At 35.9% G+C, this 14,278-nt stretch carries 13 protein-coding genes; 5 read left to right on the top strand and 8 right to left on the bottom strand.

What is annotated here, in order from left to right; translation table 11 throughout:
• Window positions 1-8: 8 nt before the first annotated feature.
• The 3 genes from CD29_RS12530 to CD29_RS12520 are packed head-to-tail and all read right to left on the bottom strand — an operon-like array spanning window position 9 to window position 3,500.
• Window positions 9-902 (bottom strand): ABC transporter permease, encoded by an 894-nt coding sequence (locus CD29_RS12530; RefSeq protein WP_036187321.1) that lies wholly within the window; start codon window positions 900-902, stop codon window positions 9-11.
• A 12-nt stretch (window positions 903-914) separates the two neighbouring features.
• Window positions 915-1,865 carry an ABC transporter permease gene (locus tag CD29_RS12525; RefSeq protein WP_036187320.1) on the bottom strand — a complete coding sequence of 317 codons (951 nt, stop codon included), beginning with the start codon at window positions 1,863-1,865 and terminating at the stop codon, window positions 915-917.
• 18 nt (window positions 1,866-1,883) lie between these two features.
• On the bottom strand, window positions 1,884-3,500 hold the full coding sequence (locus tag CD29_RS12520; RefSeq protein ID WP_036187319.1) for an ABC transporter substrate-binding protein: 1,617 nt from the start codon (window positions 3,498-3,500) through the stop codon (window positions 1,884-1,886).
• A gap of 112 nt (window positions 3,501-3,612) precedes the next feature.
• Between CD29_RS12520 and CD29_RS12515 the strand changes: the two genes are divergently transcribed.
• The 3 genes from CD29_RS12515 to CD29_RS12505 are packed head-to-tail and all read left to right on the top strand — an operon-like array spanning window position 3,613 to window position 6,579.
• On the top strand, window positions 3,613-5,040 hold the full coding sequence (locus tag CD29_RS12515; protein WP_036187375.1) for a M20 family metallopeptidase: 1,428 nt from the start codon (window positions 3,613-3,615) through the stop codon (window positions 5,038-5,040).
• A gap of 23 nt (window positions 5,041-5,063) precedes the next feature.
• Window positions 5,064-6,269 carry a M20 family metallo-hydrolase gene (locus tag CD29_RS12510; RefSeq protein WP_036187318.1) on the top strand — a complete coding sequence of 402 codons (1,206 nt, stop codon included), beginning with the start codon at window positions 5,064-5,066 and terminating at the stop codon, window positions 6,267-6,269.
• On the top strand, window positions 6,256-6,579 hold the full coding sequence (locus CD29_RS12505; RefSeq protein WP_211277463.1) for a DHCW motif cupin fold protein: 324 nt from the start codon (window positions 6,256-6,258) through the stop codon (window positions 6,577-6,579). The genes CD29_RS12510 and CD29_RS12505 overlap by 14 nt, the downstream gene beginning before the upstream one ends.
• A 956-nt stretch (window positions 6,580-7,535) precedes the next feature.
• On the opposite strand, the gene CD29_RS12500 is transcribed toward CD29_RS12505, so the two are convergent.
• Window positions 7,536-7,778, bottom strand: a complete 243-nt coding sequence (locus CD29_RS12500; protein ID WP_052124145.1) for a hypothetical protein — start codon at window positions 7,776-7,778, stop codon at window positions 7,536-7,538.
• A 138-nt stretch (window positions 7,779-7,916) separates the two neighbouring features.
• Between CD29_RS12500 and CD29_RS12495 the strand changes: the two genes are divergently transcribed.
• On the top strand, window positions 7,917-8,636 hold the full coding sequence (locus CD29_RS12495; protein ID WP_036187316.1) for a GntR family transcriptional regulator: 720 nt from the start codon (window positions 7,917-7,919) through the stop codon (window positions 8,634-8,636).
• A gap of 36 nt (window positions 8,637-8,672) precedes the next feature.
• Here the strand turns inward: CD29_RS12495 and CD29_RS12490 are convergent, their stop codons facing one another.
• Genes CD29_RS12490 through CD29_RS12475 form a run of 4 tightly spaced genes read right to left on the bottom strand, consistent with a single transcriptional unit; the run spans window position 8,673 to window position 12,960 of the window.
• Complete coding sequence (locus CD29_RS12490) at window positions 8,673-10,346, bottom strand: amidohydrolase (protein ID WP_036187314.1); 1,674 nt, start codon at window positions 10,344-10,346, stop codon at window positions 8,673-8,675.
• A 10-nt stretch (window positions 10,347-10,356) separates the two neighbouring features.
• Window positions 10,357-11,289 (bottom strand): AEC family transporter, encoded by a 933-nt coding sequence (locus tag CD29_RS12485; protein ID WP_036187312.1) that lies wholly within the window; start codon window positions 11,287-11,289, stop codon window positions 10,357-10,359.
• 30 nt (window positions 11,290-11,319) lie between these two features.
• Window positions 11,320-12,738 (bottom strand): sodium:solute symporter family protein, encoded by a 1,419-nt coding sequence (locus CD29_RS12480; protein WP_036187309.1) that lies wholly within the window; start codon window positions 12,736-12,738, stop codon window positions 11,320-11,322.
• Window positions 12,739-12,759: 21 nt separating this feature from the next.
• Window positions 12,760-12,960 (bottom strand): DUF3311 domain-containing protein, encoded by a 201-nt coding sequence (locus CD29_RS12475; protein WP_036187306.1) that lies wholly within the window; start codon window positions 12,958-12,960, stop codon window positions 12,760-12,762.
• A 264-nt stretch (window positions 12,961-13,224) separates the two neighbouring features.
• Here CD29_RS12475 and CD29_RS12470 point away from each other — a divergent pair, with 264 nt between their 5' ends.
• Entirely contained in the window at window positions 13,225-14,217 is a 993-nt protein-coding gene (locus tag CD29_RS12470; protein WP_036187302.1) for a lipoate--protein ligase, read from the top strand.
• The last annotated feature ends 61 nt before the right edge of the window (window positions 14,218-14,278 follow it).

The following is a 14,278-nucleotide window of genomic DNA, read 5'->3' as shown; positions in this document are numbered from 1 at the left end:
CCCCTCCTCTACTTCTTCGCCTTATTCGTATGAGGGTCAAGAAGATCTCTTAAACCATCACCAAAAAGATTCAGTCCCAAAACTGTTAACAATAGTGCGACACCTGGAAATGCAGTCATCCACCAAGCATTAAAAATCGCTAGTTTTCCATCATACAAAATATTGCCCCAACTTGGTTCCGGTGCTGGTATTCCCGCCCCTAAGAAACTTAAGGCTGCTTCAGTTAAAATTGTATCCGCAAAGATAAACGTACACTGAATAATTAGTGGAGAGATTGTGTTAGGAGCAATATGTAATGCTAATATTCTCCACGCACTTGCTCCTTGAGATTTCAAAGCTTCAATATATGTCTGTTCTTTTATGACGATAGCTGATGACCTTACAACACGAGCTACATAAGGTGTAAATACGATACTTAAGGCAATAACTACGTTGAAACTGTTCGGCCCCATTGTTGCCATAATCGCAATTGCAAGTAAAATCGCCGGAAATGCCATTAATCCATCACAAAAACGCATTAAAATATGATCTAAGGATCTATAGTAAGCCGAACAAACACCGATTACTAATCCAAAAAAGCCTGAAATTAACGTGACAGCTAAACCGATAATAATCGAAACTCTTCCTCCATAAATCACACGAGAAAATACGTCTCGGCCATAGCTATCCGTACCGAACCAATGCTCTGAACTTGGAGCTTTAAAACGATTCACTGTATCCATTACTAACGGATCACTCTTTATGAAAAAGGGTAAAATTAACACTAGAAACCCTAATAAGATAAGGAGGAGGCTTCCAAAAACAAGCATTTTGTTATAGAAAAAACGCTTGATCCACAAACTCCTTTGTTCAGCGTACATTCTCTTTTTAAGATCCTTTGTATTGATTGATACTTGTTGCATTCTCTCCCTCCTCTACTTTTTATCTAGTCTAATTCTTGGATCTAATACTCCGTATAAAAGATCAATAATAAGATTTAGTAAAACGTACGTAATTGAAATTAATAAAACAACACCTTGTATTACAGGGAAATCTCGTCGCTCAACCGAGTTAATAATTAACTGTCCTATTCCCGGAATGTTAAACACCGTTTCAACTACTGCTGCTCCAGTTATTAAAACTCCAAACGTTTGACCTATAACCGTTAGGATAGGTAATGCTGCATTTCGTAGAGCATGTTTGAATAATACTTTTTTCTCTTTAACACCTTTGGAATGGGCTGTTTTTATATAGTTATTATTAAATACCTCAAGCATTGCTGACCTTGTCATCCGTGTAATAAGGGCTGCCTGCATAGCCCCTAGAGCTACGGCAGGCATCAGTAAATACCTTAAATGCATATCTAGCCCGGCTGTTAATGGCTGATATCCAGCTACTGGTAATAATCCTAAATTCACCGAAAAGATTAATACTAAAATAAGCGCCAATAAAAAGCTTGGTACTGAAATACCGATTAATGATATACCCATTACTGTTTGATCGAGAACGCTACCTCTTCGAACCGCTGCAAATATCCCTAGAGGTAAAGCGATTAGGATCGCAATCAATTGAGCCATTAAAGCAAGAGACAGTGTAGGCATAAAATGATCAGCGAATGCTGCCATTACACTTTTATTCATAAAGTATGAATCGCCCAAATCACCTTGTAGTAAGTTTCCGAACCAACGAGTGAATTGTTCGATAGGCGAATCATTTAAACCCATTTTCTCTTGGAGTTCAATCACTTCAGTTTCCGTTGCATCTGCCCCTAAAATTACTCGCGCTGGATCTCCAGGCGTTAAATAGGTGATAGAAAAAACAACTACGGCTACGATAAGTAATACAGGTATTACTGATAAAATTCTCTTAAATACGTAATTTATCATTCTAACACCTCTCTACTTTTATTTTTCAATGCTTACATTCCATAAAACTGGCCCAATGAAATAGTCAAATCCTTGGACATTACTTCTATAACTAGAGATTTCCATACTGTTACCCATTTTAATAATCGGTACGTAATCCCAGAATGCTGTTTGTAATTTTACAGTATGCTCTTTTGCTTCTTCAGCTGACTGTGCGTTACGAATGTTGAAAATTGCAGAATCAATTTCTTCGCTATTTGTCCAACCTGGCCATGCTCCAGCTGAATCTAAGAACGGGTATTGTACTGGAGTTGGTCGTAATGCCCAACCACTTGCGAAAATCTCATAAATATCTGGATTTTGACGTTTTTCTAATACTGTTGCCCAGTCATAAACCTCTAACTCTACATTTAAACCAATAGCTTTTAGTTGCTCATGTGCAACAACACAGAACGCATAATAGTCTTCATATTCACGAGAAGTTATAATGCGGATCACTTCGCCATTGTATCCAGCTTCTTCAATTAGTTGTTTAGCTTTTTCAATATTTTTTTGGTTATAGTTTTCAGAACCAGCATCTGTATACCAATCAATTTGAGACTCTAGCATTAATTGTGGTGACTTACTAAAGAACTTTTCATCCCCGTAAGCTGCAAAGTTAATTGCATCAATATCTAATGCGGCCGCAACTGCTTGTCGCATTTTAATATCGCTAAATACTCCTTTAGCTTTGTTGAATACTAGTCCACCCATGCTTGATTCTACGATCTTCATTTCAACATTTGGGTCACTATCAAGCATTTGGAAACTATCATAAGGGATGAAGTTTCCTACGTGATATTCCCCTGTTTGTAAACCTGTTACTCTTGTAATTGAATCTGGAACAATATTAAACTTAATTTGGTCAACAAAGACCTCACGTTTCCCAGCAAGGCCATCTGGTTCCCCTTCTGGCGATACATACTCATCGAATTTCTCAACTAAAATATATTGATCTTGTTTCCATTCAACAAATTTATAAGGACCTGTACCGATATACTCTTTTACTTCCTCTTGCTGTGCGATTTCCTTAGGCATAATTGCAGCAATTTGTGTTTGGTCTGCAAAAATGTACATATCAACAAATCCTGTTTTTTCTAATTGAGCGACAACTGTTTCATCATCTGGAGCAGAGAATGTGATTCCAGGTAAGAAAGATTTTGCTTGTGCTGATTTTGTTGCCCATCTTTCCATTGATGCAACAACATCATCTACAGTAAGGTCTTTCCCGTTATGGAACTTCACACCCTTACGAATTTTAAAGATTACCTGATTTTCTTCTTGGTTAACTTCGAAACTTTCTGCTAATAACGGTTGAATTTGATAATTACTATCAAACGTTACTAATCCCTCAAACATTGTTCTAGCAAAATCTCGAGTTGCAGTAGCTGTTGTAGCTAAAGGATCTAATGTTGGTGGTTGTGCGTTAAATGCAAACTCTAATACCCCACCTTCAGTTCGTGCAGTAGTATCAGTTTCGCCTGAATTATTTGAAGGATTAGGATTCGAATTCGAATCCGTATTCGTACTACCGTTCTCTTGACCTGAACATCCGACAATAATTAACGCAATAACCGATAAGACTACTAACAATAAAATAGACTTTAAGTTTCTCATTTGCTTCCCCCTTTTATTAGCGACAATTTACACAAATAATTCGCTATTTAGTAAAATATATTGTATTATTGTCTCAATTGTCAATATGTTTTGACAATTCTAAATATTGGAGGTGCGATTTTTGAAGACAATTGATTTAATTACAAAGAAAGAACAAGAGTTTATTTCACTTTCAAAAAAAATTTGGTTTCATCCAGAATTGCGATTCCAAGAGCATTATTCAAGTAAAGTGCAGCAAGACTTTTTAGAGGAAAACGGATTTACTATTACCAATAATTTAGCTGATATCCCGACAGCTTTTAAAGCAAGTTTCGGTAACGGAAGTCCGATTATTGGTATTTTAGGGGAATTCGATGCCCTTTCTAATTTAAGTCAAAAAGAAAGTATTAGTTATAAAGAACCCCACCCTGACATGGAGAATGGTCACGGATGTGGCCACAATTTACTGGGCGTTGGAGGCATAGTTTCTGCTATTACTCTTAAAAACTATTTAGAAGAAAATAGAATTAGTGGAACAATTATTTACTATGGCTGCCCTGCAGAAGAAGGCGGTTCAGGAAAGACGTTTATGCAACGTGCGGGTGTATTCAATGAACTTGATCTTGCATTAACATGGCATCCATCATCTATTAATGGAATTATGAGCAAACCTTCATTGGCAAATATTCAAGCTTCCTTTAAATTCCGCGGTACTTCATCTCACGCAGCAATATCACCTCATTTAGGGAGAAGTGCATTAGATGCCGTAGAGCTTATGAATGTGGGGGCGAACTATTTAAGAGAACATGTTACATCTAATGCAAGAATCCATTATGCGTATTTAAATACTGGCGGAACTTCGCCAAATATTGTTCAATCAGAAGCTGAAATATTATACTTAGTACGTGCGCCACAAATGAAGGAATGTAAAGAGATATTTGAAAGAGTTAAACGTATTGCAACTGGTGCAACTTATATGACAGATACTACAGTTGAATTAAATTTCCAAAAGGCATGTTCAAATTTTCTACCTAACCGCGCATTAGAGAAATTATTACATCAATCACTTGAAAAGGTAGGTGCACCAATACCTAGCGAAGAAGAAACTAAATTTGCGACTGAAATTTGGAATAGTCTTACTGAAGAACAAAAAGATAATGCACATATTACTAACCAAAGTTTTGGCTTTGAAGGAAATGAAGACGAATTCAATGAAAAGCCAATTTGTGATTTTATCTCTCCATATAGTGGAGGTGGTAATGATATTATGTTTGGCTCAACGGATGTTGGAGATGTCAGCTGGACAGTCCCTACAGCACAATTAACAACTGCTTGCTTTGCAAACGGTACCCCTTTCCATTCATGGCAAATGGTTTCTCAAAGTAACTCTACGTTTGCCTTTAAAGGAATGATCAGTGCGGGAGCAGTTATGGCTGATACGGCAATAAAAATCTTCCAGGATCCTGAATTATTGAAACCAATTCAAGAAGAATTTAAAAATCATATCAGTAAATATCCATATCAAAACCCTATTCCAAAAGAAGTAAAACCTTATTTTTAATAGTTTAGTTAGGATGTGAAACTATGAATTTTCAACGATTAAATGATAGATTCGAATATTTAAAACAAAATTTCCAAACAGCTGACAGTCATGGTTTTAATCGTCTCGCTTTTTCATCTGAAGAAAAAGCTGCGATTGATTGGATTATCGAATTAGTTTCGAAGTATCCTGTAGAAGTTCACAGGGATTCTATTGGAAATTGTTTCATTCGCTATAAAGGGAAAACCGATCAAACAATTGCTTTTGGATCTCATATGGACACAGTGAAAAATGGTGGATTATTAGATGGAGCACTAGGAGTATTAGCGGCGTTAGAATGCTTAGAAAGTTGGATTGAAGAAGACTTCAAACCAGAAAAGTCCATTGAACTAATTATTTTTGTCGCTGAAGAAGCAAATCCACTTGGCGGAACGTTTGGTAGTCGTGTTTTCACTGGGGAGTACAGTATTCCACAAAATGAGGAGATACTATCTCAAGTAGGGTTGACTAGTGAACAAATAGCAAATGCCCGTAATACAAAAGCCTACGAAGCATTCATTGAACTTCATATTGAACAAGGAAATATATTAGAAGATCAACAGATTGAGATAGGTATCGTTAATGCCATAGCTGGAATTATTAGAACAAAGATTAATATTTACGGTGATGCAAGGCATGCAGGAACAACCCCTATGAATAAACGAAATGATGCATTAGTCAAGGCGTCCCCTTTTATACAGTTTGCTAATCAGTTACCAAACTCTATCTCAGGAATAGTTTGTACTATCGGGGAATTACACGTTAAGCCTAACTTACCTAGTGTTGTTCCGGGGGAAATTGAAATGGTCGTTGAAATTCGAGGAGATCGTTACGAAAATATGGTTGAAGCAGAAAACAGGCTTCAGAAGTATCTTTCTCATAATAATCTTCACTTTGACTTTGAACGAACTGTTACAAAAATTCCAAATGAGATGAACACGACTCTACAACAAGTTATTAAAGAATCTTGTGATCAATTAGGTTTTAGTAACTTGATTATGTATAGCGGTGCTACTCATGATGCAAAGTCTATGTCGAACATCTGCCCTTCAGGAATGATTTTTATTCCTAGTAAAAATGGAATTAGTCATCATCCGGATGAATTTTCTGAATGGAAGGATATCGAAAAAGGCTCTACCCTACTAAAAGAAGTCATACAAAAACTATCATTGATGAAAGAAGATATATTCTATGAATATGGAAATGCTTAATTTCTCAACAACAGATTGGGATAAGGTTGAAAAAACGATTCATAAAGGATTAACAGGCGAAGCAATCTGGCAAACTATTAATCATGGTTCAATTCGAGTTAGGTTAGTGGAATACACTCCAGGCTATATTGCCGACCATTGGTGCAGTAAGGGCCATATATTATTTGTTTTAAAAGGCGAACTACAAACAGAATTACAAGATGGTAGAGTATTTACATTAAAGAGTAACCAAAGTTACCAAGTAGGTGACAATGCCGATCCACACCGTTCTTCTACAACTACTGGCGCATTATTATTTATTGTAGATTAGTAACTTCTTTGTATTATAAGGATTGGATGGATTTCCCATCACATAAAACCCCGAGCGATTTATGAAAACACTAATTCGTTTTCAGAATCATTCGGGGTTTAAGTGTTTATGAATGCATTTATACTTATGCTTGTTTTTATCTGGTTAATGAAGATCTTTTATCCACCTTATGAAGACCTTTTCCGAAAGATTTTCTGGCTCAAACGGTCTTCATTTACCTTATGAAGACCTTTTCCGGGCGATTTTCTGGCTCAAATGGTCTTCATTTACCTTATGAAGACCTTTTCCAGGCAATTTTCTGGTTCAAACGGTCTTCATTTACCTTATGAAGACCTTTTCCAGGCAATTTTCTGACTCAAATGGTCTTCATCCACCTTATGAAGACCTTTTTCGAAAGATTTTCTAGCTCAAATGGTCTTCATTTACCTTATGAAGACCTTTTCCAGGCAATTTTCTGGCTCAAACGGTCTTCATTTACCTTATGAAGACCTTTTCCAGGCAATTTTCTGACTCAAATGGTCTTCATCCACCTTATGAAGACCTTTTTCGAAAGATTTTCTAGCTCAAATGGTCTTCATTTACCTTATGAAGACCTTTTCCAGGCAATTTTCTGGCTCAAACGGTCTTCATTTACCTTATGAAGACCTTTTCCAGGCAATTTTCTGACTCAAATGGTCTTCATCCACCTTATGAAGACCTTTTCCGAAAGATTTTCTGGCTCAAATGGTCTTCATCCACCTTATGAAGACCTTTTCCGAAAGATTATCCAGCTCAAATGGTCTTCATCCGCCTCTACGAAAAACTGATCCTGGTAACATCTTACTCAAACTACCATTATTACTTCGATTAGGTACCGTTTCTAGCATCTTTTGTTTTTAAAATATGATTTTAATTATGCACCTACCTCTTTTCATATGTTCCTTATCCATTAAAAAGGTAATCGTTCCTCTTCCCTACTATGAATTTCGTTTATTGTTAACAGTAGGAAACTGCTGAATTACTTTTTCACTGACATCCTCTGTTTTCAACGTTTCTTTAATATCCTTTACGATGATTCTTAAAATTTCATGGACACGCTTTAAAAGGATAACAGCTTTTGCAAAAGCTTCATTTTGCTTCGCTTTTTCTTGGTAAAAGCCCATTTCTTCCGCGTCTGCATGACTGATTACACGTGTTTCCCAATCATCTAGAAGATGCATTACAGTTTAAAAGCAGTATTACCATGGCATAATTTTCACTTTTGTTATCTATAGTAGTATTTTCATAAAAATGGTAATATCTATATAAGTATTACTTTCTTTATAGATCATCATTATTTTTTAGAGAGGAATGCAACTATGATTAATCCAAGTAGCCCAATCCCATTACACATTCAACTTCGGAAAATTATTGAAAAGAAAATACAACAAGGGCATTTCAAAGAAAAAATACCTAGCGAACGAGAATTAATGGAAGAATATGATGTTAGTAGAAGTACTGTTCGAGAAGCAATTTCTCAATTAGTTATTGATGGCATTGTTGAAAAAATTCATGGTAAAGGGACATTCATCTCCAAAAAACCTATACATTTTTGGTATGGAAATCTAATGAGTACTACCGACATTATTAAAAGTATGGGAATGAAACCTAGTACTAAACTAATAGAGAACCGAAGCATTATGGTTTCAGGCGAGCTTAAAGATGCAATTGGAATAGTCGAGGCCTATCTAATTAAACGGATCCGATATGCAGATGGAGTCCCTCTTGCGATAGAAACTCAATACTACCCTATTGAAATTGGTGAACAACTAGCAAAGCTAGATATAAATGAAGGAACAATTTATGATTTATTAGAAAATGTATTAAATATAGAACTCCATGACTCTGAGGAAATTGTTACTAGCAATGTTCCAACCCCAGAAGATGCAAACTTATTAAACTTAGAAAACGGCCAAAGTACACTCCAACTAGAACGTTTTGTTTACGACGTAGATGGAAACATAGTTGAATATTGTATTTCTGACTATAACCCAAATATGTATTCGCTACATTTTAGGTCGAAACGAATTAGAAAATGAAACCACCGTTATCCTTTGATAACGGTGGTTTTTTCACTACACTAAAATATTGGCTTCGCTATTTTGATAAACGACTTTACCATTGATGATTGTATTTAGAATACGAATGTCTTTAATCTTCATTGGATCTATAGATACTGGATCTTCCTCTAGCACAACAAAATCAGCAAATTTGCCTACTTCAATTGATCCGATTTCATCTTCTTCAAAATTAAGTTTTGCTCCGAAGATGGTCATGGACTTTAGCGCGGAGATGACATCTATTTTTTGATCTTCCCCTAAAATAATCCCAGCTTTCGTTACGCGGTTCACTGCAGCCCACACTGAGAACAATGGTGAAATTGCTGTAATTGGGCAGTCTGAGTGTAACGTATACAATAGCTCTAAATCATCTGCTTCTTTTAACGGATTCATTCTTTCTGCTCTTTCTGGTCCTAAGAAGATGTTTTTGTGACGGTCGCCCCAATAGTAAACATGATTGATAAAGAAAGATGCTGCAATATCGTATTTTTTCATTTCATTTAAATCTTCAGTTGTAGCAGTTTGAACATGCTCAATACGATGGCGATGATCTTGGCGAGGATTTAAATTAATCGCTTTTTGATACGCTTGAATAATAGAATCGATTGCACGATCTCCATTCCCATGCGTTGCAATACGGAAACCTCGATTATGGAAATCAATAACCATCTCGTTTAAAGTTTCTTGACTGAAAATGAGTTCACCATATTCACTTTCATTACTATAATAGCCTTTACGTAAAGCACCTGTATATCCTTGGATGGAGCCATCTTGAAATAGTTTCGCGCTATCAAGTTTTGCCATCCCCTTGGAGTCTTCAATGATTTTTTCATTTAATTCTTTCGCTGAATAGTTTTCAAATATTCCATCTTTCAACAAAAGACTATTTAAAATCATTAATCTCATTTTTAATGGGTTTGACTTTTTCTCTATCGCTTCCATGTGAATATCATATTCATCTGCCCCGTAGGTAAATCCAATTCCAGCCTCAGAACTTGTTGTAATCCCTTGAGCAACGTAGTCTTTTGCGGCAAGTTCAATCAGCTTAATTAGTTCCTCTTTCGATGGAACAGGTGCATGTTTGAATACCATATTCATAGCGGCTGGCTCATACAGGACGCCGTTTAATTCATTATTTTCGTCACGTCCAAAGAAACCCCCTTCTGGATCAACAATCGTTGCATCAAGCATTGCTAGTTTAAGTGCGAACGTGTTGGCAGCGGCAAAGTGGCTTGAAATATGCTTCACGTAAATTGGACGAGTCGTACTTACCTTGTCTAAATCTTCACGCGTCGGATGTCTATTTTCTTCTAATAATGTATCATCGTAGCCAAAACCTAAAATCCAATCAGAACCTGGGTGTTCATTATCCCACTTTTTTAAGTTCGTGATGAGTTCAGAAATGTTTTTACTTGTATTTGGCGAACAGTCCACCTGAGATTTAGTGATTCCATACATTAATATGTGGTTATGTGTATCGATGAAACCAGGTAGCACAGTTGCACCATTAAGATCTTTTTCTTCGAATTGTTCAGCATAATCTAACGTTTCCTTAATTTGTTGAAATTCTTCAGAGCTCCAAACCCCAGTTATTTTCCCATCATATGAACCTATAACATTAGCACGAGAATTTTGTTCATCTAATGTTAGGACATTTGCATTTTTAAGTAGTAAATCAACCTTCACCATACTGTCCCCCCTAAAATCCAGTTAGTAAATAGATTAAAACTGGTATTGATATAAGTGAAATAATTGTAGAAGTCACCGTCGTAATGGCCCCATACTTATCGTTCGCACCATATTTTGTAAATAGAATAGATGCTAATGTTAGCACAGGCATCATCGCTTGAATTAAAATCGTTTGTGAAATCGTTAAGTCCATGTCAATGACTTGTAATAGCACGAAAACGATTAAAGGTAACCCAACGAGTTTTATAATTGTAGGAAAACTAACTTTATTTCTAGACTCGATAAATTGTTCCTTTTTAATCGACCTGATCAACAATCCAATATAAAACATTGCAAGTGGTGAAGCTAAAGCAGCTAAATGGTTGGACAAGTTAACAAAAAGCTCTGGTGGTCTGAAGTTTACAAAGGCAAAACAAAGACCTAAAACGATAGCAATTGTTGGTATATTGACCATCGTTTTTAATGTAGAGAAAGAAAACGAGGTAGACTTTTGAAGAATCATAACCCCTACTGTCCAAATAACTAAATCTACACCTGCATCAAAAATGGCTGCGTATAATGCGCCTTCTGGACCTAAAATCGTGGCACATAAAGGGATTCCGATAAAACCGGTATTTCCAAGTCCAGATAATAATGCAATTTCTCTACGATAGGGCTTATATTTCTTTGAAAACGAGGCACCAAACCATCCTACTGCAATGCCTAGGATATTAATAAGCAATGAAAATATAAAAACAATAACAATATTTTTTAAGATTTCCTGATCAATCTCTACTTTAAATATGCTAGAGAGAATAATACAGGGCATTGCCACATTGACAATGATCATTGTATATAGTTTCTTTGTATGGTCATTAATAGGGGTAAAATTTGCTAAAACGACCCCTATTAAGATCATTAAACCAATCAATATGATTGATTCAAAAACTACGGAAAACTCCATTTAATCCACATCCTAAAGCTGATTCCTCCGCTATTTTGGCGTACGCATTGTTGCCATTGGTGTAAGTAAGTTTACTTTTTTAGATGTTGCAAGGCTGACAACAACTGTAACCGTAATATTAAAGAATAATGCGACTAATCCGTTATTAATTGAGAAGATGCTGATTTGTCCAAAGTGTAAACTTAATGCAACTACGACACCTGTGATAATACCTGCGCTCACACCTGCTGCAGTAGCACGTTTCGAGAATAAAATCGCAAGGATACCTGGTAAAATTTGTCCAAAGCCAAAATACGCAGTGTTAATAAGATTTAACATTAAACTTGGGAATGACACTGTAAGTACCATCGAAAGTAATAAGTAAACTAAGATAACACCTTGAGACCATTTTTTCTGAGACTTTTCTGGTATACCCGTTAAAATATTTCGAGTAAAGATTCCGCCTACTACTAATGCAGTAACAGATAGTACAAGTAATCCTGATAATGCCGCACCTGCAGCTACTAATCCAACAACCCATGATGGTAATAATTCAATAGCGGTTGCAATAAATGCATGGTTTGGTTTTTCAATATTTGGTAATGCAACTAATGCATAATAAGATGTTGCGATTAAGAACGGATACATTAACATGTATAAAGGCATAAATCTTTGTGCACGTTTAATCGTTTTTTCTGATTTACTGGTAAATACAACGTTAATGATGAATGGTAAACAGTAAAACGCCACTGCTTGGAAAATAATTGTTGTCACGGAGAATGTAACTTGCCCCGTTGTACCAAATGTAATGGATGCACCTTGATCTTTAGCTGCTGTGAATAAGTTATTTACCCCACCTAATGATGAAAATGCTGCCCATCCAACAATGACTATTGCTGCAAATAATAAAATATCTTTTAAAATTGAAATGACTGCGGGTGCTTTTATACCTGAAATGGAGATATAAATATAAGCAATGGAACCTGCTATAAACACCGCTAATGCAGGATGCAATTCATATCCTAGAGCATTTAGTGCAACAATTAACCCCTCAAATTGTAGCTGTGCCCATGGAATTAAAAAGATTAAATACGTTCCAGCAACGATTAATTCTAATGACCTACTTGAAAAATGACTTTTAAATAAATCTGGTGCTGTCATGGCATTATAGTTTTTACCTGCTCTCCAAATTAAAGGAGATAAAAAGTAACCAATTGGATACGCTAGCAAGATATAACCTAAGAACCAAAGCCCGTAAGTTACCCCATTTGCATAGATTCCACCTGGGAAACCAATGATTGTTCCTATACTATAAACTTCACCTACTGCTAAGAAGAAAAGAATAATACCACCAAATGAACGACCACCAACTAGATAATCGCCCGCATCCCCTTTTTTGGACTTACCTCGTGAACCAAGTGCTAATACTATCGAGAAAATAATAATTCCTATAAATATCGCTGTTGCCATTAATCATCCCACCCAACCGATTTATTCAATAGTTTTTGAATCAAAGAAATGCCATGATATAGAAATACAAACCGACGTTAAAACAAACCAGATGAACACCCAGAAATATAATATTGGAAATCCAAAAACAAAGAAATCTGAGTTGCTAAAAGCAATGATTCCGCTAAGTAAACCTACAACAGGAATGATTAAGCCAATGAAAATGTTTAAGAATTGATTCACGACGTTCCCCCTCCTCTCTACGCACTTGTTATGATGTCCGTACCAGTTGTTAGTCAATTTTCTAAAGATTTATAATTAACTAGAATTATATAAATCTTATTTTGATTAGTCAACAAGATTTTTGAATTAATTAGCATTAAATATTATTCAAAGAGAAATTATAGCACCATCTACTTCTTGGTACATGATTTTAGCTGATTGTGGTAATCTTGAGTCAGAGTTGTGTTATTCAAAGTGATTCAATTTAGAAAGGAAGAAATTTTTATGTATTTTATTGATAATAAAGGCATTACAGACCCACGAGTGAATTTAGCAATTGAAGAATATATTTTGAGGAATTTAGATGTAGATAAGGATTCGTATTTACTTTTTTATATTAATCAACCTTCTATTATCATCGGTAGAAATCAAAACACAATCGAAGAAATTAATACAGATTACGTAGAGGATAATGGTGTCATCGTAGTACGCCGATTATCTGGTGGTGGTGCGGTTTACCATGATTTGGGGAATTTAAATTTTAGCTTTATCACAAAAGATGACGGTGAGTCTTTCCATAACTATAAAAAGTTCACGCAACCTGTTGTAGATGCTTTAGCAAAATTAGGTGTACAAGCTGAACTATCTGGCCGAAATGATATTTTAGCAGAAGGCCGTAAAGTTTCAGGAAATGCCCAATATGCAACAAAGGGCCGTATGTTTAGCCACGGTACTTTAATGTTCGACCTGAATATTGACTCGGTTGTTGACTCATTAAAAGTGAAGCAAGATAAAATCGAATCTAAAGGTATTAAATCGGTTCGCTCTCGCGTAACGAATATTAAGCCTTTCTTAAAAGAAGACATTACGATTGAGGATTTTAAACTGGAAATTTTAAAATCAATATTTGGTGGCGAAGAACAAATTAATTATTATGAGTTAACAGAGGAAGACTGGGAAAAAATCCACGAAATTTCTCGCACACGCTACCAAACTTGGGAATGGAACTACGGGAAATCACCGCGCTTTAATATCCAAAAGACCGAACGCTTCCCTTCTGGCGGAATTGATATTCGTTTAGAGGTGAATAAAGGGATCATTGAGGAAATCAAAATCTACGGAGACTTCTTCGGTGTTGGCGAGGTATCTGAAATCGAAGAATTATTAACTGGCGTTCAGTATAGCCGCGATAGCCTAGCTGAAAAACTAGGTAGCATTGACGTTGCACATTATTTCGGCGGCATCACAAAAGAAGAATTCTTGAAGTTGATATATTAATGAATAAAAGACCCAAGCAATTTATTTTGGCTTGGGTCGATTTTTTTGGTTACGATTCTTC

This window comes from Ureibacillus manganicus DSM 26584, from assembly GCF_000772945.1.
GTDB classification, from domain to species: domain Bacteria; phylum Bacillota; class Bacilli; order Bacillales_A; family Planococcaceae; genus Ureibacillus; species Ureibacillus manganicus.
This window is presented reverse-complemented; position numbering and strand designations above follow the sequence as displayed.

What these genes read in the sequence shown, in the direction of transcription:
- CD29_RS12530 (WP_036187321.1), bottom strand. Translation starts at nt 902, where the DNA reads ATGCAACAAGTATCAATCAATACAAAGGATCTTAAAAAGAGAATGTAC.
- CD29_RS12525 (WP_036187320.1), bottom strand. Translation starts at nt 1,865, where the DNA reads ATGATAAATTACGTATTTAAGAGAATTTTATCAGTAATACCTGTATTA.
- CD29_RS12520 (WP_036187319.1), bottom strand. Translation starts at nt 3,500, where the DNA reads ATGAGAAACTTAAAGTCTATTTTATTGTTAGTAGTCTTATCGGTTATT.
- CD29_RS12510 (WP_036187318.1), top strand. Translation starts at nt 5,064, where the DNA reads ATGAATTTTCAACGATTAAATGATAGATTCGAATATTTAAAACAAAAT.
- CD29_RS12505 (WP_211277463.1), top strand. Translation starts at nt 6,256, where the DNA reads ATGGAAATGCTTAATTTCTCAACAACAGATTGGGATAAGGTTGAAAAA.
- CD29_RS12500 (WP_052124145.1), bottom strand. Translation starts at nt 7,778, where the DNA reads ATGCATCTTCTAGATGATTGGGAAACACGTGTAATCAGTCATGCAGAC.
- CD29_RS12495 (WP_036187316.1), top strand. Translation starts at nt 7,917, where the DNA reads ATGATTAATCCAAGTAGCCCAATCCCATTACACATTCAACTTCGGAAA.
- CD29_RS12490 (WP_036187314.1), bottom strand. Translation starts at nt 10,346, where the DNA reads ATGGTGAAGGTTGATTTACTACTTAAAAATGCAAATGTCCTAACATTA.
- CD29_RS12485 (WP_036187312.1), bottom strand. Translation starts at nt 11,289, where the DNA reads ATGGAGTTTTCCGTAGTTTTTGAATCAATCATATTGATTGGTTTAATG.
- CD29_RS12480 (WP_036187309.1), bottom strand. Translation starts at nt 12,738, where the DNA reads ATGGCAACAGCGATATTTATAGGAATTATTATTTTCTCGATAGTATTA.
- CD29_RS12470 (WP_036187302.1), top strand. Translation starts at nt 13,225, where the DNA reads ATGTATTTTATTGATAATAAAGGCATTACAGACCCACGAGTGAATTTA.